The following is a 19,397-nucleotide window of genomic DNA, read 5'->3' on the forward strand; positions in this document are numbered from 1 at the left end:
TCAAATTTCAGCGACAAGCTTTTCAACTATGTCACTGTGTGCGGCTGCATCAATCGAACGTTCGAGGATCTTCTCAGCACCGGCAAGGGCCAGAGTAGCAACCTGCTTACGCAGTTCCTCTTTCACGCGATTGCGTTCAGCTTCAATTTCAGCTTTGCCCTGAGCGATGATACGTGCACGCTCAGCGTCAGCCTCGGCTTTTGCTTCTTCAACGATCTGAGCCTTGCGCTTGTTGGCAGACTCGATGATTTCATTGGCTGTAGCTTTGGCTTCTTTGAGCTGCTCGGTGGCCTTGGCCTGAGCGAGCTCCAGGTCTTTTGCGGCGCGGTCAGCGTTTGCGAGACCGTCAGCAATCCTCTTTTGGCGTTCTTCGATGGCATTCATCAAAGGAGGCCAAACATACTTCATGCAGAACCACACGAAGATAATAAAGGCGACCGTCTGACCGATTAGGGTAGCGTTGATATTCACAACAGCCTCCTATTTTGAGTTAAGACAGAAGCGGTTTTTTTACAGCATTGCGCCCAGTGGGTTGGTGAACAGCATGTACAGAGCGATACCCACACCGATCATGGTTACGGCGTCGAGCAGACCAGCCACGATGAACATCTTAACCTGCAGCATAGGAGCCATTTCTGGTTGACGAGCAGCGCCTTCCAGGAACTTGCCACCCAGAAGACCGAAACCGATAGCGGTACCCAGTGCACCCATACCAATCAGCAGAGCAACAGCGATTGCAGTAAAGCCCAGAATAGTTTCCATCTGTATCTCCAGTATCTAAATCTAAATTAGTTGATGATTTAGTTTAAAAAAATTTCTTCAGCAATCCTTAATGATCTTCATGTGCCATGCTGAGGTAAACAATCGTCAGCATCATGAAGATAAACGCTTGCAGTGTGATAACCAGAATGTGGAAGATCAACCAACCCAGTTGCAGGGTTACACCCAGAGAGGCGATCAGCCAGTTGGCACCATACATCAGCGCAATAAGGATGAAGATCAACTCACCCGCATACAGGTTACCGAATAGACGCAGAGCCAATGAGATTGGCTTGGCGATCAGGGTAACTGATTCCAGCAGGAGGTTGACGGGTATCATTGCCCAGTGGTTAAAGGGCTGCAGTGTCAGTTCTTTCACGAAGCCAGACACTCCCTTGACCTTGATGCTGTAATAGATAATCAGCAAAAACACACCCAGCGCGAGGCTGAAGGTGATGTTCAGGTCAGTCGTCGGAACCACTTTCAGGTAAGGCACACCCAGCATAGCGGCGGTGTGTGGCAGCCAGTCAACTGGCACCATGTCCATGAAGTTCATCATGAAAACCCAAACGAAGATGGTCAGAGCGAGAGGAGCGATCAGGGCATTGCGGCCGTGGAAGGTTTCTTTCACGCTGTTGTCAACGAACTCGACGATCATCTCGACAAAGCACTGAAGCTTGCCGGGAACGCCAGTAGTCGCTTTCTTGCCAACGCTACGGAAAATCCACAGGAACAGAACACCAAGACCAACCGAAAAGAGCAACGAATCAATATGCCATGTCCAGAATCCTTCACCAACGGAAAGGTTGGTCAGGTGATGCTGGATATAGCCCTGCGGTGTTAACGCTTCACCAGTTGCAGCCATGATTCATCCCACTTTACTTTTGCTTGAAGTATAAAGGCGCTGTCCAATGCACCAGGAGTGCCAGTGAGTAGCAAACGAAAAGCGGCATAAAGACGATTTTCAAATTGATAAACACCAACGAAAACAGGGCAATGGTTAACAGCAACTTTACCGCTTCCCCCCAGTAGAAGGTTTTCAGTACCTTCCCTGCTGCACTTGCTCCCGAATGGGAAAAAGCGAGGGTTGCGAATACAAAATTAGGGAGCACAGCTATCGCAGCACCGGCTAAAGCCGATACCCCGTATTGCGCTCCCCAGACGACGAAGAAGAGAACTGACGCACCCCCGGCTATCGCCGCCTGCATCAACACCAATTTATAGGCAGACCACCGGCCACGACGCGCCAAAACCTTGCTCAATTCTCATTCTCCGCATTCGGACTTTTTGTTTCTGTGACCGGACAACAAAATGCCGTAAAAAGTCACAGTACAAAAAGCTTGCGAAAGTATACCTTTTCGGGCCTTCAATGCAACTTTGAGATGCGTAAAATCGCCACTTTTCAATGGTTCTACGACCAAAGATTCAAAAAGCAAAGATTAACATTCGTCACAAATTTACATGAAACTCTGTTAACTGCCCGGAATCAGCGGATTTTACTGAGAATACCGTCTAATTCAGCGAGATTTTGGTAGTTAATTACAATTTTTCCCTTGCCCTTACTGCCGTGAGCAATGGAAACCTTGGCGCCCAGCTTTTCAATCAACTGCTGCTCCAGACGGCTTACATCGTGATCTTTTACCGGTTTTTCTGCTTCTTTAGCGGGATTTAAGGTTCTATTAATTAATCGTTCAGTTTCCCGAACGGTGAGCTCTTTGGCGGCAACTAAACGTGCCAGATTTGTCTGTTCTTCACCCTCTACGGCAAGCAGTGCACGGGCGTGGCCCATGTCGATATCGCCATATTCAAGCAAACGCTTAACGGGTTCATTCAGACTGTTGAGACGCAGCAGATTAGTGACTGTAGTGCGGGATTTACCCACGGCATCGGCCACCTGCTGGTGGGTGAGTTCAAATTCTTCCAGCAGACGATGCAAGGCGATGGCTTCTTCCATGGCATTGAGATCTTCACGCTGAATGTTTTCAATCAGGGCAATGGCCACCGCTGACTCGTCAGGCACCTGTTTGATGATACAGGGGACCTTTTCAAGCTTGGCCAGCTGTGAGGCACGCCAGCGACGTTCACCGGCAATGATTTCGTACTTTTGTTCGGCGACCTTGCGCACCACTATGGGCTGAATAATGCCCTGAGCCCGAATAGACTCGGCCAGTTCTTCCAACGCCTCTGGTGACATATCCTTACGGGGCTGGTACTTGCCGGGTTGCAGCAAATCCACATCCAGGTGTACCAGGTCGTCCTGTTTGTCGGCCCGGGCAGCTTCCTGTTCCAGTTTTCTACTGGCGGCATGGCTGGTGCTCAGCAGTGCATCCAGTCCCTTACCCAAGCCCCGTTTTTTCAAAGTCATTGCTAATCCTTACGCCTGCTTTTTAGCCTGGGTTTGCTCACCCCGGCGAATAATCTCTCCGGCCAGGGCCAGGTAGGCCTTGGCGCCGGCACTGGATTTATCGTAATACATGGCAGGCGCGCCAAAACTCGGGGCCTCGGCCAGACGGATATTACGGGGGATCACAGTCCGGTAAACTTTCTCGCCAAAATGCTGCTTGAGCTGATCGGACACATCATTGGCCAATCGATTGCGAGGATCGTACATGGTACGCAAAATTCCTTCGATGCCAAGTCCCGGATTCACCATGGAGGCCAGCTTGCCTATGGTATCGATAAGGGCAGTGAGACCTTCCAGCGCAAAATACTCACATTGCATGGGCACCAACACTGAGTCGGCAGCGGACATGGCGTTCACGGTCAACATGTTCAGAGAAGGCGGGCAGTCGATAAAGATAAAATCATACTGATCGCGGATAGGGGCCAATGCGTTGCGCAGACGCACTTCACGGGCGAAGAATTCCATCAGCTTAATTTCGGCGGCCGTCACATCACCATTGGCGGCAATGAGATCGTATTTGCCCTGGGTATCTTTCACCACCACATCGGCAAACGGCTTTTCCTCCACGAGAAGCTCATACGCGGTATTTTCTACCTCGTACTTATCGACACCACTGCCCATGGTGGCATTACCCTGGGGATCCAGGTCTATCAGCAGCACCTTGCGCCGGGTTGCTGCAAGCGAAGCCGCCAGGTTAATGCAAGTAGTTGTTTTTCCTACGCCACCTTTCTGGTTGGCTACAGCAATGACTTTCCCCACAATTTCACCCTGTTGTTATTCTGTCGTTCAACCAAGACATAACGCCTTGGACAAGTTGCTTGATGTTGCTGCCAATTGCAAGGCAGAGGGTCACGCTTTGACCAATTTCAGCAGATGCCTTTGCTCATCCAGCCCGGGGACTGTGAGCCTGATGGTTTCAATCAACTTAAAGCCTTCGGGGATCCCGGCCATCTCTTCATCACCAAGCTGGCCCTTGAGGGCATAAAAACTGCCATTTTCGGCTGGCAAATGATGGCACCAACTGAGCATGTCCCCCACAGAGGCAAAAGCGCGGCTCAGCACTCCATCGAATCCCTGCTCGGGTTGATACAGCTCGACCCGGCTTTCCACCGAGCTGATGTTTTTCAGCCCAAGCTCCACTGCCACCTGCTTTTGGAAGCGAATGCGTTTACCCAGGCTATCGAGCAAAACAAACTCTTTGTCGGGATTGATGATGGCCAGCGGAATCCCCGGCAAACCGGGGCCAGTCCCCACATCGATAAACCGCTTACCCACCAGATGAGGTGATACCACCAGGCTATCGAGAATATGGCGGGTCAGCATTTGCGCCGGTTCCCGCACCGACGTCAGGTTGTAGGCCTTGTTCCACTTGTCGAGCAGCTCCACAAAGGCAAGTAATTGCTGTTGCTGCTGGGCATCGACTTGCAGGCCCGCTTTGGCGAGATCCTGACTGAGTTTTTCGGCTAACACTTGCTATCTCCGTCGGTACAACTGTCTTGGAGGGCTATTATGAGGCCCAGAAAAAGTGAAGGGAAGCCCGGAGGCCTCCCTTGCACGCGAGTGGTGCGAGCTTAAGCGCTCTTTCTCAGCAATCCACGTTTTTTAAGGTGAACCAGCAGAATGGATACGGCTGCAGGGGTCACACCTGAGATGCGCGAGGCCTGACCTATGGTCTCTGGTTTGTGGGCGTTGAGCTTGGCCGTTACTTCGTTGGACAGACCCGGCACTTCGCTGTAGTCCAGATCCAGCGGTAAGCGGGTGTTTTCGTTCCGCTCCGCCTTGGCGATTTCATCCTGCTGACGCTGGATGTAACCTGCGTATTTAACCTGAATCTGCACCTGTTCCGCAGCCAAAGGATCGGCAAGCCCAGGGCCGAATCCGTCAACCTTCATCAGGGTGTCGTATTCAATCTCAGGTCGGCGCAGCAGATCTTCCAGCGACGCTTCGCGGGTCAGTGGGGCACTGAGCACTTCATTGAGCTGGGCCACCTGAGGTGAATTCACATGTACCCACTGGCTGCGCAAACGCTGTTGCTCAAGCTCGATGGACTCGCGTTTTTCACTGAATTTTTGCCAGCGGAAGTCATCAACCAGGCCCAGTTCACGACCTTTTTCGGTGAGACGCAAATCGGCATTGTCTTCACGCAGCAGCAAACGGTATTCGGCGCGGCTGGTGAACATACGGTAGGGCTCTTTGGTACCCAAAGTGGAAAGATCGTCCACCAGCACACCCAGATAAGCCTGATCGCGGCGTGGTGCCCAGGCTTCTTTGCCCTGTACCTGCAGTGCGGCGTTGAGACCGGCCAAGAGCCCCTGAGCTCCGGCTTCTTCGTAACCTGTGGTGCCGTTGATCTGTCCGGCAAAGAACAAACCGTCGATAACTTTGGTTTCCAATGAGTTTTTCAGATCTCTTGGATCGAAGTAGTCATATTCAATGGCATAACCAGGGCGAACAATTTCAGCCTGTTCCATGCCTCGAATAGAGCGAACCAATTGAATTTGCACGTCAAATGGCAAGCTGGTCGATATACCGTTCGGGTAAATTTCGGTGGTCGTCAGGCCTTCGGGCTCGATAAAGATCTGATGCGAGCTTTTATCGGCAAAACGATGAATTTTGTCTTCAATGGACGGGCAATAACGGGGGCCAATACCCTCAATCACCCCTGAATACATGGGACTGCGGTCCAATCCACCACGAATGATGTCGTGGGTGCGTTCGTTGGTGTGCGTGATATAGCAAGAGATCTGCTCTGGATGCTGGCTCAGCTCACCGATAAAAGACATCACAGGCAAGGGCGAATCGCCTTTTTGCTCAGTCATCACTGAAAAATCAATGGTTCTGGCATCAATACGGGGAGGCGTGCCGGTTTTCAGACGTCCTACGCGCAGTGGCAGATCCCGTAATCGATGGGCGAGGGCAATGGCTGGTTGATCACCGGCGCGGCCGCCGCTGTAATTTTCCAGACCTATGTGGATTTTGCCTCCCAGGAAGGTACCGGCAGTCAGCACCACGGCAGGGGCTTCAAAGGCCAGTCCCATTTGGGTAACAGCGCCGATAACCCGGCCATTCTCCACCACCAAATCATCTACGGCTTGCTGGAAAATCCGCAGGTTAGGCTGCTCCTGCAGAATACTCAGGATTTTGGCTTTGTAGAGGGCTCTGTCTGCCTGAGCGCGGGTCGCTCTGACCGCTGGGCCTTTACTGGAATTCAGGGTACGGAATTGGATCCCCGAGAAATCAGTGGCGATCGCCATTGCACCACCCAGAGCATCTATCTCTTTTACCAGATGCCCTTTACCAATACCGCCAATGGCAGGGTTGCAGGACATCTGACCCAGGGTATCGACATTGTGGGTGAGCAGCAGTGTCTTGCATCCCATACGGGCTGCAGCCAAGGCGGCTTCGGTACCGGCATGGCCGCCACCTACAACTATCACATCAAACCGTTCATGAAATTGCATGACACTACCTTAAAGCGAGAAAACAAAGATCGCACAACGAGCCGGGTATTTTAGCATTGCCAGAGACAGAGTTGAACGATCTGTTTGCATGTAAAGATCCAAAGGGGATCGGCTTATAGATCTTAAGATCTTTATATAGATCTCTTTATTGTTATCTCTTATTAGGATCGCACTTTTCTGTGGGTAAGGGTAAAAATCCTTTTAAAACATGGGATAAGTGAAATCTGATCCTGTGATCTCAAGGCGATCTACCCTGAGAAAAGGTGGGGATAGATCGGCATTTTATCCACAGGGTGGATCTTTGACCTGGTAGAGGTTTGAGTAATGCAACGGTAGATCAGATCTAAATCATATCTTATCCACAAATTTATTATTAAATAACAGGTTTTGTGGATAAGAATGATCTAAGTTGTGGGTGACTGAGGATAACCTTGGGTATGCGATCTCAGAGTTTACCAATCCATTGTTGCAACCATTGAATGGCTGGCTCTTCGGGCACGGGATCGGCTTGTACATCGATCCGGATCTTATCCACAAAAGGTTTTGCACCGGCGTCGCTCAATAATTGAACAAGCTGTTCCGGACCCTCACAAAAGGTATCGTAGCTGGAGTCGCCAATGGCGCAGAGTGCGAACTGTACCGTGCTCAAATCCGGCATCGTCAGCATCAAAGATTTGGCAAATGGCTGCAGATTATCGGGCAGATCGCCTGCACCATGAGTCGCAGATACCAATAACCACAGAGCCGAGGTATCCAGCGAATCCAGCGATGGATCCAAATGGGAGCAACATTCGTGCCCTGCGTCACCGAGTACCGCTGCCAACTCATCTGCCACGTATTCACTGCCACCCAGGGTAGTGCCAATCAGGATTTCAATTTTTGCCATCGCTACATCCGTTGAAGAGAAAAATGCTTGAAGATTGGCGTCATGGTAGCCCAAAGCCAGGGGCGGTGGAACGGATCTCAAGTCTGTAGCTGCTGTGCTAGCATGGTGCAGTCACTGGATTACGGCCAAGGGGCAAACACATCGCTATGACCAACAAGCAGAAAGTAGTCATCTGGTTGAGTGCCGCCCTCATTGCCCTGTTAATCGGTTTGCTGATGACAGTGCTGGTGACGATCCCGGAAGTACCTCGGGTGGTTCTGGGCAATAGCGCTACGGTGCTCTCCCACCAGGGGCGCTGTTTTCACCTTGATGATTCAGCAACGGCGTTGGATGACAACGTCATTGACGAGCACGGCGTTATTGCCTTGCTGGTTTGGAATATTCACAAACAAAGCGATGGTGAGTGGCCTAAAGCGCTGTGGACACAGGGAGAACAATGGCAGCTGCTGTTACTGCAGGAGGTCGAACTCAGTACGGATTTCAGCGCTGCACTTGAAAATCATCAGTTCAGTTGGAGTATGATGCCCGCTTTTCGCTTTCAGGGGCTGGATTATGGTGTGATGCTGGCCGCGCGCCGCCCTCCGCTCGAGGGTTGCGGCCTGTTAAAGGTAGAGCCCTGGATCCGACTTCCCAAAGCGGCGCTTTACGGTTTTTATGCCCTGAGTAATGGTGAGACCTTGCTGGCGGTTAATCTCCACGGGATCAACTTCGATCCCAATTTGCAGGAGTGGGAAGACCAATTGGCGCCGCTTTTACGCTTGGTGAAGCAACATCAAGGGCCCGTGATCCTGGCGGGCGACTTTAACAGTTGGGGAGAGCGCAGAAGCAAAAAGCTCGAAAAACTCATCGAACCACTGGGGCTTAAGGTAGTGCGCTTTGAGCCTGATGAGCGGATCAGAGTTTTTGGTACGCCGCTTGATTGGGTATTTTACCGAGGCTTACATCTGAAAAAGGCGCAATCACCCACAACAAATGTGTCGGATCATGCGCCCCTGATGGTGCAGTTCGAACTTAGCCCCGGGTCAACCAGTGATGGTGAAACTCCAGGTGTTCATCAATAAAGCTCGCGATAAAGTAATAGCTGTGATCGTAGCCAGGCTGCATCCGCAGATTCAGTGGAAAGTCGGCACTGTCAGCGGCACGTTGCAGCCGTTGTGGCATGAGTTCAGTTTCTAAAAAGCTGTCGGCATCGCCCTGATCCACCAGCATGGGGATAGGTTCGGCGCCACGGCCAATCAATTCACAGCTGTCGTATTCGCGCCAGCTTTCCCGGTCTTTGCCCAGGTAATTGCCAAAGGCCTTTTGCCCCCAGGGGCTTTGGCTGGGATTACAAATAGGGCTGAACGCAGACACGCTGGCATAGCGACCCGGGTTTTTCAGCGCTATGGTCAGGGCGCCGTGGCCGCCCATGGAGTGGCCGGCAATGCTGCGTTTGCTGCTGACCGGAAAATTGGTTTCAATCAGCTTCGGCAGCTCTTTCACCACATAATCGTACATGCGGTAGTGCTTACTCCATGGCGCTTCGGTGGCATTGAGATAAAAACCTGCCCCCAGGCCAAAGTCCCAGGCGCCATCGGGATCGTCGGCCACACCTTCGCCCCGAGGGCTGGTGTCCATGGCAACAATAGCAAGCCCGAGCGTCGCGGCCAGCCGCTGTGCGCCTGCCTTCTGCATAAAGTTTTCATCGCTGCAGGTGAGGCCTGATAGCCAATAAAGCACAGGTACGCTTTGGGTTTCGGCCTGGGGAGGCAGAAAAATCGCAAAGCGCATCTTGCAATCCAGGCTGCTGGATTGATGACTGTATTGCTTGTGCCAGCCATCAAAACTGCGATTGGCACTGATTAGTTCCAGTGTCATGGCGGCTCCTTATTTGCGATCGTAATGGATCACGCTGCGGATACTTTTGCCTTCGTGCATCAGATCGAACGCTTCGTTAATCGCATCCAGTCCCATGGTGTGGGTGATAAAGTCACTCAGGGCAAATTCACCGCGCAGATACTGTTCAACAATGCCCGGCAGTTCGGAGCGTCCTTTCACGCCGCCAAAGGCACTGCCGCGCCACACCCGGCCGGTGACCAGCTGGAATGGACGGGTGGAAATTTCCTGCCCTGCTCCGGCCACGCCAATGATCACTGACTCGCCCCAGCCCTTATGGCAGCACTCCAGCGCGCTTCGCATTACATTCACATTGCCGATGCACTCAAATGAAAAATCCACGCCGCCGTCGGTCATCTCAACAATCACGTCCTGAATCGGCTTGTCGTAGTCTTTGGGGTTGATGCAGTCGGTGGCGCCAAGCTTTTTGGCCAGCTCAAACTTACTGTCGTTGATATCGATACCAATGATGCGGCTGGCTCCGGCCATGGTCGCGCCAATCACCGCCGACAAACCAATGCCGCCGAGGCCGAAAATAGCCACTGTGTCACCTTTCTTCACCTTGGCGGTTTTGAGCACAGCGCCCATGCCGGTGGTGACACCGCAGCCCAGCAGACACACTTCTTCAAGCGGCGCTTCGGGGTTGACCTTGGCGAGGGATATTTCCGGCAGCACTGTGTATTCACTGAAAGTGGAGCAGCCCATGTAGTGATAAATCGGCTCGCCATCTTTATAGAAGCGGGTGGTGCCGTCCGGCATCAGGCCTTTGCCCTGGGTGGCGCGCACCGCTGAGCACAAGTTGGTCTTGCCCGAGGTACAGAACTTACATTTACCGCATTCGGCGGTGTAAAGCGGGATCACATGGTCGCCCACTGCCACGCTGGTTACGCCTTCGCCGACCATTTCCACAATGCCGCCGCCTTCGTGGCCCAAAATAGCCGGAAACACGCCTTCCGGGTCATCGCCCGACAGGGTAAAGGCATCGGTGTGGCACACGCCCGTGGCGACAATGCGCACCAGCACTTCTCCGGCCTTGGGCAACATCACATCCACTTCTTCAACGGATAAGGGCTGGCCCGGGCCCCAGGCAATGGCGGCGCGGGATTTAATAAAGGATGCAGACATAGGATTTCCTTCCTCAGTAAATGCGGCCTTGCAGATGACCGGATTCATTATTGATAGTCCAAAGCCGATGCCTGGGCACGGCCCAGACGCTTTGTGTGTGAATGTGATTGTATTTATTTACTGTGAATTGATAATTGGCTCTATTGGTAAATAACTTTTACTGGATAGAAATAATCATGCGCTGGGAAGGGATTTGTGAATTTGTGGCCGTGGCCGAGGCGCAAAGCTTTACCACGGCTGCCGGTCGGCTTGGGATCAGTACCGCGCAGGTGAGCCGCCAGGTGCGCGAGCTTGAAGAGCGCCTTGGCAGCAAGCTTTTGTACCGCACTACGCGCAAGGTGTCGCTTACCGAAGACGGGCAACTGTTTTACCGCCACTGCCGCCAGGTGCTCGATGGTCTGGATGAAGCCGAGCGGGCGGTGTCGTCCCTTAAAAATGAGCCGCGCGGGCTTATCCGCATGACGGCGCCTGTGACCTACGGCGAGCAATATGTGATGCCCATAGTACTGGAATACATGCAGCAGTTTCCCCAGGTGGAAGTGCAATGCGAGCTGACCAATCAACAGCTCGATTTGGTGCAGGGTGGCTTTGATTTGGCGATTCGCCTCGGGGTGCTACCGGATTCCTCTATGATGGCGCGAAAGCTGGCCGAGCGGGTGCAGTATCTGGTGGCGTCGCCGGACTATATCGGCCGCCATGGTGCCCCCCATTCGCTGTCGGAGCTCGGTCGTCATCAATGTTTGCTCGGTAGCCTGCCATTCTGGCGTTTTCAGGAAGAGGGCAAGCTTCGCAGCCTGAAGGTGAAAGGGCGCCTCAGTTGCAGCAGCGGCAACACCCTGCTGGCGGCGGCATTGGCGGGCATGGGGATAGCCCAGCTGCCCGGCTATTACGTGGATGAAGCGATTCGTGACGGCCGCTTGCTGGTGCTGCTCAAGCCATTTCAGGAACCCAAAGAGGGAATTTGGGGCTTGTATCCCCATAATCGGCAGTTGTCGCCCAAGATTGGCCATCTGATGAATATGCTGGCCGACAGGTTGCCCAAAGCCTGATGTGTGAGCTGGTGCCAGTATCCACCTCGTTTAAACTTGTTGAAAATGGTGGAACAACCTAATGTGATTCAGGCGAGTCGTTTCGCTGGAATGGCTCGCTTCAGTACGACTTCACTAAAGGGAATTGCGATGAAGAATTTTACAGCCGGTTTGAATAATTTCTGGGTTGGGTTGGTTACCGGCATGCTGATGCCTGTGATTGTGGTGGCCGCGCTTTTGTACCTGACAGTGGATAAGCTGACCGGCGTGGTGCAGGACTCGGCCATTTCGCCCTTCCTTGAGCGCAGCGAACAGACCCTGGATAAGGTTGATAACCTGCTGGTGACCCTGGATGACAAGGTGGACAGCGCCAGCCTGAAGGATCTTGAGCTGCTGGCACCACTGAAAAATGCCAGGATTTTGCCCGAACTGCAGGAGATTGCCGGCGCCGCCGCTGAGCTTAAAACCAAGGTGGACGATATAGACAAAGAAGCAGTGCTTGCCGCCCTGCGTCAGAAGTTGGAAACCTCTCTGGCGGGCAAGTTCCCCGAAGAAAAGGCCAAAGCCCTTGCTGCCAATTTGGAAAACCTAGTGCGGGTGTTGGCGCAAAGAAGTGATGATCTGCAAAAAATGACCGATCTGCAAAAAATGACCGACCTGCAAAACATATCTGAGCTTCCCAAACTGGATGAGGCTCTGGTAAATGGTCCGCAAGCTCCGGGCAATTGATAAGTTCCAGTCCACTCAGGCTGCGTCGAACGCCGCGCGGGCAGCCATCTCGGCTATCACAAAGTCGATAAAGTGAGTCACCAGCGCCGATTCGGCCCGGCGCTGGGTGTAAAGCGCATAGAAGCTTGCGCCCTTGGGGCGAAAGTCGGGCAAGACTTCGACCACAGTACCGGCCTGCAGCTCATCGGCCACCAGATAGCGGGGCAGGATGGCGATGCCAAAGCCCTGCTGCATGGCGGCATAAATTGCCTGCTTGTGGCTGAAGGCAAGTTCACCCGCCACGTCCATATGCAGTTCCTTTCCCTTATCCATCAAGGTCCAGCGTTCGTGGCGTGAGTAATCGGTGCAGCGGCTGATAAGGCTGTGCTGATGTAATTCTTCCGGCCTGCAAAGGGCTGATTTGTCACTCATATAAGCCTTGCTGGCGCAAAGCACCATCTCATCCCTGGCAATAAAGCGGGCGAGATAGGGCTCGCGGTTAAGCTCGGTGCTGCGAAACGCCACATGAATATTGTCCCGCAGCAAATCTGAGGTGCGATTACTGAAGTCGGTGACCAGCCGCACCGATGGGTGCTGTTGCCTGAATTTAAGCAGCAGAGGTGTGAGCATCACTTCACCCCACAGCATGGGGGCGGTGATCCTCAGTTCACCACTCAGGCTCTCGCGGCGGTTTTGTAGCCCGTCCAGCAGTTGTTCGTGCAGGGCAAGCATCTGGTCTGCCTGGCGGTAGGTGAGCTCCCCGGCATCGGTCAGTTGTAGCCGGCGGGTGGTGCGGTTAAGCAGCACAGTGCCGAGGCTTTGTTCTAAATAGCGTAAATCTTTCGAGGCCTTACTCGGGGTAATGCCCAAATGCTCTGCCGCCCTGGCAAAGGAGCCAAAGCGCACAATGCAGACCAGCAGTCGCATTAAATACAAGGTATCCAGCTTGTGTTGGCCCATGCTTCTATCCTCGAGATTGACTGCCGATTGTGTCTTGTTGGGCATTAATATCTTTCCTGAAGGATAGATTATATCTTTTCTGTCGTGAGTTATCGTGTCGCCATTGTGATTGATGAGTTGGAGAGACAAATGCGTCAGGCATTAAACAGCGGGTTTGAGTTTGCCCGGGCGGGTGTGCGGCTTAAGAATCGTGCCGTGCTGGCACCGCTGACCCATAACATGAGCGATGCCGATGGCAATCCGAGTCAGGCAGAACTCGACTGGCTCGAGCATTGTGCCAAAGGTGGTTTTGGGCTGCTGATTGCGGCGGCTACCCAAGTGTGGCCGGGCGGTCGCTGCTGGGCAGGGCAGCCAGCCTTGATGACAGACCATCAGCAGCAAGCCTTCAGCCGGTTTGCCAGGGCGGCAAAGGCCAACGACGCGCTGGCGTTGGTGCAACTTCATCATGGCGGGGTGCGCGCGGCGCCTGCGCTGAATGGCACTGCACCTGTTGGTCCAGGCGCCGAGGCGCCCGGTGGCCGTTATCCGCTTGGGGTGACTGAGCTTGATGAAGCCGGAATTCAGCAGCTGATAGCTGCCTTTATTGCTTCTGCCGAGCGCGCCTATCAGGCCGGATTGGATGGGGTTGAGCTGCACGCTGCCCATCACTTTTTGCTGTGTAACTTTTTAAATCCCATGCTTAACCGGCGCAGCGACCGCTGGGGAGGCAGCCTTGAGAATCGTGCCCGGCTGCTGATTGAAATCATCCATGGCATACGTCAGCGACTGCCCCGCAGCTTCCTGTTAGGGGTGAGGTTGTCGCCGGAAAGCTATGCCAGTGTCGAAGGAATAGAACTTGATCATCAGCTGGAAGTAGCCGATTTACTGGCGACAGCGGATATCGATTATGTGCATTTTTCCATGGGCGATAGCTTCAAGCAGGCCTGCGGCAAAGAGACAGCGCTGCTTGGCGAAGTGACCAATGCCCTTATTGGCAAAACAGTACTGATGTTTGCAGGCAATATCCGTGATGGCGCGGCGGCGCAGCAGGTGCTGGACGCAGGCGGCGACCTGGTCGCCATTGGCACTGCTGCCATAGGGAATCCGGATTGGGTGCATAGGGTTAGCAGTGACACGCCGCTGTTAACGCCGCCTTTTGCCGCCACCCTGCTGCATGGCTATGGATTTACCGAGGCGGGCCTTGCTTACCTTGGCGCTATCCCCGGACTGGTTGCGCGACCAGAGTCACAAGGGTGAGGGCGGGCAGATGTCTGAGTGGATGTTGCTGCTGATGTTTATCCCAACCTTCTTTGTGATTTCGGTATCGCCGGGGCTTTGCATGATGTTGGCGCTGAGTTTTGGTGCCAGTTTGGGAGTCCGGCGCTCGCTGTGGGTAATTGCCGGCGAAGTGGTGGGCGTTTCCTTGATAGCCCTTACCGCACTTCTTGGGTACACCCAGGTGTTGGTTGAACAGCCGCTGTTGATGCAGCTGTTTAAATACCTTGGCGCGCTTTATCTGCTGTGGATGGGGATTGATGGCTGGCGTAATGCATCCACCAGTTTGGCGGCGGTGCAGGCGGATAGCTGCAGTGGTGAACTGATGCTGCGGGGCTTTTCGGTGGCCATTTCCAACCCCAAGTCGTGGCTGTTTATGATGACGCTGCTGCCACCTTTTATCAGCCCAAGCTTGCCGCTTGGGATCCAGACCCTGCTGTTTGTGAGTCTGGTGGCACTGATTGAATGCCTGAATCTGCTGATTTACGCCTACGGCGGCCACAGGGTGAATCAACTGCTGCTGGCCAAGGGCCGCGGTGCCTGGCTTGGACGTGTGTCATCGCTGATGATGGTGAGTATTGCGCTGTTTTGGCTGCTTAGTTGAGCCAATAAAAAACGCGACTGCCGCTGGGCGACAATCGCGTTTTATGCCGCTGAAAGCGGTTTATTTGCCGATACAGAAGGAGCTGAAAATCTTGCCCAGCAAATCGTCTGAGGTAAATTCGCCGGTGATTTCAGACAGTGCCTGCTGCGCCATCCGCAGCTCCTCGGCCAGCAGTTCGCCCGCCAGATACACCTCCAGCTGCACCTTGCCCAGTTGCAGATGCTCTGAGGCTTGCTCAAGCGCTTCCAGGTGACGACGACGGGCGATAAAGCCGCCTTCGAGGTTACTTTGATAACCCATCAGCGATTTCAGGTGCTGCTTGAGCGCATCCACACCCAGGCCGGTCTTGGCCGAAATCCGGTAGACGCTGTAGCCTTGCTCTTCGGTGGCCTCCAGTGGCTCGCCGGTCAGGTCGGCTTTGTTGCGCACCACGGTAACTCCCAGTGCCTGGGGCAGACGGTCGATAAAATCGGGCCAGATCTCGTGTGGGTCAACCGCCGCCGTGTCTGTGCCATCCACCATAAACAGCACCCGATCGGCGCTTGCTATTTCGCTCCAGGCGCGCTCAATACCAATACGCTCCACTTCGTCTGTGGTGTCCCGCAGACCAGCGGTATCGATAATGTGCAGTGGCATACCGTCGAGGTGAATGTGCTCCCGCAGAACGTCGCGGGTGGTGCCGGCAATGTCGGTCACAATCGCTGATTCTTTACCTGCCAGGGCATTGAGCAGGCTGGACTTACCGGCGTTGGGGCGACCGGCAATCACCACTTTCATGCCTTCACGGATAATGCTGCCTTGCTTGGCGCTGGCCTGCACTTCATCAAGCTGGTCGATAATGGCGTAAAGCGCGGCGGCAATTTTGCCGTCACTCAAAAAATCCACTTCTTCGTCGGGAAAGTCGATGGCGGCTTCCACATACAGACGCAGGTTGGTGATTTTGTCCACCAGGGTATGCACCTGAGTCGAGAACTCACCTTGCAGCGAGTGCAGGGCGCTCTTGGCGGCCTGTTCGCTGGTGGCATCAATCAGGTCGGCAATGGCTTCGGCCTGGGTCAAATCCAGCTTGTCGTTCATAAACGCCTGCTCGCTGAACTCGCCGGGGCGGGCAATACGTACCCCTTTAACCTTGAGCACGGCGCGAATGAGCATGTCCATCACCACCTGGCCGCCGTGGCCCTGCAATTCCAGTACATCTTCGCCGGTAAAGGAGTTGGGGCCCTTGAAGAACAAGGCTATGCCCTGATCAATCACGCTGCCATCGGCCGCTTTGAAGTCGCAGAAATCGGCGTAGCGGGGTTTGGGCAGGCGTCCCAGCAGGGCATGGGCCACATCGCTGGCCAGCTTGCCGGAAACCCGGATAATGCCTACGCCGCCCCGACCGGGCGCGGTGGCCTGTGCCACTATGGTGTCTGTCGTCACGTGTCTTTCCGCTTAATGGTGTACTTCAAAAAAGAAACAAAAAGGCGACCTCAGGTCGCCTTTTTAGTGTGTAGCCTGAAAAATGGGCTTATTTTAAGCCTTTTTTCTCCAGCTGGGCATAAATAATCTTCTGCTGGGTGATGGCAACCAGGTTACCCACCAGCCAGTAGAGTACCAGACCTGCTGGGAACCACAGGAAGAATACGGTGAAGATCATCGGCATCCACTGCAGCATCTTCTGTTGCATTGGGTCCATGTTGGGGGCCATTGGCTGCATCTTCTGCATCATCCACATGGAAGCGCCCATCAGCAGTGGCAGTACGTAGTAAGGGTCCTGCACCGACAAATCCTGGATCCACAGCATGAACGGCGCGTGGCGCAGTTCAACGCTTTCCAGCAGCACCCAGTACAGGGCGATGAAGATTGGCATCTGCAGCAGGATGGGCAGACAGCCGCCCATTGGGTTTACCTTTTCCTTCTTGTACAGCTCCATCATGGCCTGACCCATCTTCTGACGGTCATCACCGAAGCGATCTTTCAGGTCCTGCAACTTGGGCTGCAGGTTACGCATCTTGGCCATGGACACATACTGTGCCTTGGTCAGCGGATACAGGAGACCACGTACAGTCAGGGTCACCAGAATGATGGCCACACCCCAGTTGTGCACCAGACTCTGGAAGAACATCAGGATCCAGTGGATAGGCACAGCCAACCACCAGAGGAAGCCGTAATCCACTACCAGGTTCAGGGTGTCAGACAGAGCAGACAGCGCCGCCTGGTCTTTTGGACCTACGTAGAAGGTGGCAGAAATGGTTTCAGTGGCACCGGGGGCTACGTCATGAACTGAGCCTTTAAAGCCGATATTGGCAAGGCCACCGGCACTGACAGAGGTGAACAGGGTGTTCTTGTCAGATGCGGCAGGTACCCAGGCCGACACGAAGTAGTGTTGCAGCATGGCAACCCAACCACCCAGAGTAGGCTCTTCGAGGTCTTTCTTACCCATGTCATCGAAGCTGTACTTCTCATAACGCACATCGGCGGTTGAGAAGGCGGCGCCACGATAGGTGGGCATCATCATGCTGCTTTCACTGGCAGTGATGGTTTGCTTGATTTGGCCATACATCTGCACCTGCACAGGGGCTGCTGAGTTGTTGGCAACGCGGTAATCCACGCCCACATCAAACTGGCCACGCTTGAACACAAACACCTTGGTGAAGTTCACACCGGTATCTGTGGTCAGTGTCAGAGGCACTTCCAGGGTGTCCTGGCCGTCAGCAAGGGTGTAGGCGTCGGCGGCGGCAGCGAACTTGGCGCGGCCACTGGCGGCGCTGTCGATACCATCACGACCAATCAGACCACTCTGGGCGATGTAGGTGAAATTGTTTTTCTGCTCCAGCAGAACAAAAGGTGCTTCTTCGTTTTGTTCCAGCTTATGGGTGAGCAGGGCGGCATGCACTATGTCACCCCCCACAGGATTAATCTGGATTTCCAGTTGATCTGTGGTAACGCGGATCAGGTTTTGGGTTGCTGCCACTGTGGCAGGTACACCGGCATCGGCTGTTGGAACGTCACTGTTGATAGCCTGGTCGTGGATTTGGGCCGCCGCAGTTACTTCTGTGGCTGGCTTGGGCGCCTTGTCGGATTCCCACTGTTGCCAAAGCAAAAAGCTGACAAACAGCAGGCCGATGAGCAATAGATTGCGTTGTGATTCCATAGCCTTATTTATTACACCTGTCTTTTTTCGGAGGGACGGGATCGTTGCCGCCCGGATGTAAAGGGTGACATTTTAATATGCGTTTGGCTGCAAACCAACTGCCTTTTATAACACCGTGAAGCTGGATGGCTTCAATGGCGTAATGTGAGCAAGTTGGCTGAAAACGACACTTAGGCCCAAGGATTGGGCTGATAAATATTTGGTAGCCGCGAATAAGCTTGGTGGCTAGCCATTGAAACGGCGACTGAGTTTGCGCCATAGCTTATCTACCAGCTTGTGAAGTTCGGGATTCTCCAAATCCATAACCCCTTTGCGAACCAGCACAACTATGTCCAATGAAGGCAGGTCGTGTTGATGCATTCTGAAGCTTTCCCTAATCACCCGTTTAACCCGGTTGCGGTCATGGGCGCGTTTAACCTGTTTTTTTGGCACAGTTAAACCCACTCGAGGATGTTCCTGAGTGTTGGGAGTAGCAAGCAAAGTGATTTCAGCAGAAGATGCTTTGATAGGATTGGTGAAAACAGCTTGAAATTGCGCGGGAGTTAACAAACGTAACTCCCGCGTAAAGGTGTAGCTAGTCACCTAGATGTCGACCTGATTAGGCAGACAGACGAGCGCGGCCCTTGGCACGGCGACGAGCCAGTACCTTGCGGCCGTTAGCTGTAGCCATGCGAGCGCGGAAGCCGTGAGAACGCTTGCGCTTCAGGTTGCTAGGTTGAAAAGTACGTTTACTCATGGTGGCAATCCGTCTTTACTGGTTAACATTCCTTGACGCTGAAACCAAAAATCAGAAATCAGAGACAAGGGCATAAAAAAGAGGCCGAATTGTAATCACCTAAACGCCTCCCGTCAAGAAGCGCGACTCTACAGCGACACATTACAGCCAGATTTTTTCTTCATTAGCCTTGTTAAGAACCCTACAGAATGTGGATAACTCTGTGCATCTACACAATATCTGGTAGATCCAAGGGTAACTAACAAGATCAGAAGTCGCGCATTATAGATCAATATGGATCCCTTAATAAAGCAGGATTTCCGCCATTGGGCCTTGAAATAGATCCTTTTCGATCTTGACTGATCAGAGTTATTCAGATCTTGAGATCTCCCTGTTGATAATTCTATTTTAAGGATAGCGATCCCGTTAGAGTCCCGATAGAATACTCCTCCTTTGGATAGTTATTTTTTGGGGATGGAACA

Annotated in this window: 22 protein-coding genes; 5 read left to right on the forward strand and 17 right to left on the reverse strand. The window is 53.4% G+C overall.

All coding sequences use genetic code 11. The annotated features are described in order from the left end of the window. The 9 genes from atpF to mioC form a co-directional block, all read right to left on the reverse strand. On the reverse strand, positions 1 to 471 hold the full coding sequence (gene atpF, locus K0H63_RS19905; RefSeq protein WP_011761754.1) for a F0F1 ATP synthase subunit B: 471 nt from the start codon (positions 469 to 471) through the stop codon (positions 1 to 3). Between the two features lie 39 nt (positions 472 to 510). Continuing rightward, the gene (gene atpE / locus K0H63_RS19910; protein WP_011761755.1) at positions 511 to 762 is read right to left on the reverse strand and encodes a F0F1 ATP synthase subunit C; all 252 of its coding nucleotides are present in this window, start codon (positions 760 to 762) and stop codon (positions 511 to 513) included. 67 nt (positions 763 to 829) lie between these two features. After that, on the reverse strand, positions 830 to 1,624 hold the full coding sequence (gene atpB / locus K0H63_RS19915) for a F0F1 ATP synthase subunit A (protein WP_011761756.1): 795 nt from the start codon (positions 1,622 to 1,624) through the stop codon (positions 830 to 832). Positions 1,625 to 1,637: 13 nt separating this feature from the next. Beyond that, positions 1,638 to 2,021 carry an ATP synthase subunit I gene (locus K0H63_RS19920; protein ID WP_011761757.1) on the reverse strand — a complete coding sequence of 128 codons (384 nt, stop codon included), beginning with the start codon at positions 2,019 to 2,021 and terminating at the stop codon, positions 1,638 to 1,640. Positions 2,022 to 2,245: 224 nt separating this feature from the next. Then, positions 2,246 to 3,124, reverse strand: coding sequence for a ParB/RepB/Spo0J family partition protein (locus K0H63_RS19925; RefSeq protein WP_011761758.1), 879 nt, complete (start codon positions 3,122 to 3,124; stop codon positions 2,246 to 2,248). Positions 3,125 to 3,133: 9 nt separating this feature from the next. Continuing rightward, on the reverse strand, positions 3,134 to 3,922 hold the full coding sequence (locus tag K0H63_RS19930) for a ParA family protein (protein WP_011761759.1): 789 nt from the start codon (positions 3,920 to 3,922) through the stop codon (positions 3,134 to 3,136). A gap of 90 nt (positions 3,923 to 4,012) precedes the next feature. Further along, on the reverse strand, positions 4,013 to 4,633 hold the full coding sequence (gene rsmG / locus K0H63_RS19935) for a 16S rRNA (guanine(527)-N(7))-methyltransferase RsmG (RefSeq protein WP_220066192.1): 621 nt from the start codon (positions 4,631 to 4,633) through the stop codon (positions 4,013 to 4,015). 101 nt (positions 4,634 to 4,734) lie between these two features. Continuing rightward, a complete protein-coding gene (gene mnmG, locus K0H63_RS19940) occupies positions 4,735 to 6,624 on the reverse strand; it encodes a tRNA uridine-5-carboxymethylaminomethyl(34) synthesis enzyme MnmG (protein WP_220066193.1) in 1,890 nt (629 codons plus the stop codon). A 445-nt stretch (positions 6,625 to 7,069) separates the two neighbouring features. Further along, the gene (gene mioC / locus K0H63_RS19945) at positions 7,070 to 7,510 is read right to left on the reverse strand and encodes an FMN-binding protein MioC (RefSeq protein ID WP_220066194.1); all 441 of its coding nucleotides are present in this window, start codon (positions 7,508 to 7,510) and stop codon (positions 7,070 to 7,072) included. A 146-nt stretch (positions 7,511 to 7,656) separates the two neighbouring features. On the opposite strand from mioC, the gene K0H63_RS19950 reads away from it, so the two are divergent. Continuing rightward, complete coding sequence (locus K0H63_RS19950) at positions 7,657 to 8,571, forward strand: endonuclease/exonuclease/phosphatase family protein (RefSeq protein ID WP_220066195.1); 915 nt, start codon at positions 7,657 to 7,659, stop codon at positions 8,569 to 8,571. Here K0H63_RS19950 and fghA read toward each other — a convergent pair. After that, positions 8,522 to 9,367, reverse strand: a complete 846-nt coding sequence (gene fghA / locus K0H63_RS19955; protein ID WP_220066196.1) for an S-formylglutathione hydrolase — start codon at positions 9,365 to 9,367, stop codon at positions 8,522 to 8,524. The two genes, K0H63_RS19950 and fghA, sit on opposite strands and share 50 nt — an antisense overlap. A gap of 9 nt (positions 9,368 to 9,376) precedes the next feature. Beyond that, positions 9,377 to 10,510: an S-(hydroxymethyl)glutathione dehydrogenase/class III alcohol dehydrogenase gene (locus K0H63_RS19960; RefSeq protein ID WP_011758127.1), complete on the reverse strand. Its 1,134-nt coding sequence runs from the start codon at positions 10,508 to 10,510 to the stop codon at positions 9,377 to 9,379. A gap of 173 nt (positions 10,511 to 10,683) precedes the next feature. On the opposite strand from K0H63_RS19960, the gene K0H63_RS19965 reads away from it, so the two are divergent. Together K0H63_RS19965 and K0H63_RS19970 are read left to right on the forward strand one after the other, a co-directional pair. Beyond that, positions 10,684 to 11,559 (forward strand): LysR family transcriptional regulator, encoded by an 876-nt coding sequence (locus tag K0H63_RS19965; RefSeq protein WP_220067957.1) that lies wholly within the window; start codon positions 10,684 to 10,686, stop codon positions 11,557 to 11,559. Between the two features lie 129 nt (positions 11,560 to 11,688). Continuing rightward, a complete protein-coding gene (locus K0H63_RS19970) occupies positions 11,689 to 12,267 on the forward strand; it encodes a hypothetical protein (protein ID WP_258405622.1) in 579 nt (192 codons plus the stop codon). 15 nt (positions 12,268 to 12,282) lie between these two features. Here the strand turns inward: K0H63_RS19970 and K0H63_RS19975 are convergent, their stop codons facing one another. Then, on the reverse strand, positions 12,283 to 13,251 hold the full coding sequence (locus K0H63_RS19975) for a LysR family transcriptional regulator (protein WP_258405623.1): 969 nt from the start codon (positions 13,249 to 13,251) through the stop codon (positions 12,283 to 12,285). An 84-nt stretch (positions 13,252 to 13,335) separates the two neighbouring features. Between K0H63_RS19975 and K0H63_RS19980 the strand changes: the two genes are divergently transcribed. Then, positions 13,336 to 14,442, forward strand: coding sequence for an NADH:flavin oxidoreductase (locus K0H63_RS19980; protein ID WP_220066197.1), 1,107 nt, complete (start codon positions 13,336 to 13,338; stop codon positions 14,440 to 14,442). Positions 14,443 to 14,452: 10 nt separating this feature from the next. Continuing rightward, on the forward strand, positions 14,453 to 15,064 hold the full coding sequence (locus K0H63_RS19985) for a LysE family translocator (protein ID WP_220066198.1): 612 nt from the start codon (positions 14,453 to 14,455) through the stop codon (positions 15,062 to 15,064). Positions 15,065 to 15,124: 60 nt separating this feature from the next. Here K0H63_RS19985 and mnmE read toward each other — a convergent pair whose 3' ends face one another. The 5 genes from mnmE to rpmH form a co-directional block, all read right to left on the reverse strand. Beyond that, complete coding sequence (gene mnmE / locus K0H63_RS19990; RefSeq protein WP_220066199.1) at positions 15,125 to 16,486, reverse strand: tRNA uridine-5-carboxymethylaminomethyl(34) synthesis GTPase MnmE; 1,362 nt, start codon at positions 16,484 to 16,486, stop codon at positions 15,125 to 15,127. A gap of 88 nt (positions 16,487 to 16,574) precedes the next feature. Then, entirely contained in the window at positions 16,575 to 18,200 is a 1,626-nt protein-coding gene (gene yidC, locus K0H63_RS19995; protein ID WP_220066200.1) for a membrane protein insertase YidC, read from the reverse strand. 4 nt (positions 18,201 to 18,204) lie between these two features. Next, entirely contained in the window at positions 18,205 to 18,459 is a 255-nt protein-coding gene (gene yidD, locus K0H63_RS20000; protein ID WP_011758133.1) for a membrane protein insertion efficiency factor YidD, read from the reverse strand. Beyond that, positions 18,426 to 18,782 (reverse strand): ribonuclease P protein component, encoded by a 357-nt coding sequence (gene rnpA, locus K0H63_RS20005; protein ID WP_220066201.1) that lies wholly within the window; start codon positions 18,780 to 18,782, stop codon positions 18,426 to 18,428. The genes yidD and rnpA overlap by 34 nt, the downstream gene beginning before the upstream one ends. A 16-nt stretch (positions 18,783 to 18,798) precedes the next feature. Next, on the reverse strand, positions 18,799 to 18,936 hold the full coding sequence (rpmH, locus tag K0H63_RS20010) for a 50S ribosomal protein L34 (RefSeq protein ID WP_011758135.1): 138 nt from the start codon (positions 18,934 to 18,936) through the stop codon (positions 18,799 to 18,801). Positions 18,937 to 19,397: the final 461 nt, after the last annotated feature.

It is taken from the genome of Shewanella zhangzhouensis (genome assembly GCF_019457615.1).
GTDB lineage: Bacteria > Pseudomonadota > Gammaproteobacteria > Enterobacterales > Shewanellaceae > Shewanella > Shewanella zhangzhouensis.

Bases quoted from the DNA above. Each gene is read 5' to 3' on its own strand.
- yidC (WP_220066200.1), bottom strand. From the start codon at position 18,200: ATGGAATCACAACGCAATCTATTGCTCATCGGCCTGCTGTTTGTCAGC.
- K0H63_RS19980 (WP_220066197.1), top strand. From the start codon at position 13,336: ATGCGTCAGGCATTAAACAGCGGGTTTGAGTTTGCCCGGGCGGGTGTG.
- fghA (WP_220066196.1), bottom strand. From the start codon at position 9,367: ATGACACTGGAACTAATCAGTGCCAATCGCAGTTTTGATGGCTGGCAC.
- atpB (WP_011761756.1), bottom strand. From the start codon at position 1,624: ATGGCTGCAACTGGTGAAGCGTTAACACCGCAGGGCTATATCCAGCAT.
- K0H63_RS19925 (WP_011761758.1), bottom strand. From the start codon at position 3,124: ATGACTTTGAAAAAACGGGGCTTGGGTAAGGGACTGGATGCACTGCTG.
- yidD (WP_011758133.1), bottom strand. From the start codon at position 18,459: ATGGCGCAAACTCAGTCGCCGTTTCAATGGCTAGCCACCAAGCTTATT.
- atpE (WP_011761755.1), bottom strand. From the start codon at position 762: ATGGAAACTATTCTGGGCTTTACTGCAATCGCTGTTGCTCTGCTGATT.
- K0H63_RS19970 (WP_258405622.1), top strand. From the start codon at position 11,689: ATGAAGAATTTTACAGCCGGTTTGAATAATTTCTGGGTTGGGTTGGTT.
- K0H63_RS19960 (WP_011758127.1), bottom strand. From the start codon at position 10,510: ATGTCTGCATCCTTTATTAAATCCCGCGCCGCCATTGCCTGGGGCCCG.
- K0H63_RS19975 (WP_258405623.1), bottom strand. From the start codon at position 13,251: ATGCCCAACAAGACACAATCGGCAGTCAATCTCGAGGATAGAAGCATG.
- K0H63_RS19950 (WP_220066195.1), top strand. From the start codon at position 7,657: ATGACCAACAAGCAGAAAGTAGTCATCTGGTTGAGTGCCGCCCTCATT.
- K0H63_RS19985 (WP_220066198.1), top strand. From the start codon at position 14,453: ATGTCTGAGTGGATGTTGCTGCTGATGTTTATCCCAACCTTCTTTGTG.
- mnmG (WP_220066193.1), bottom strand. From the start codon at position 6,624: ATGCAATTTCATGAACGGTTTGATGTGATAGTTGTAGGTGGCGGCCAT.
- mioC (WP_220066194.1), bottom strand. From the start codon at position 7,510: ATGGCAAAAATTGAAATCCTGATTGGCACTACCCTGGGTGGCAGTGAA.
- rpmH (WP_011758135.1), bottom strand. From the start codon at position 18,936: ATGAGTAAACGTACTTTTCAACCTAGCAACCTGAAGCGCAAGCGTTCT.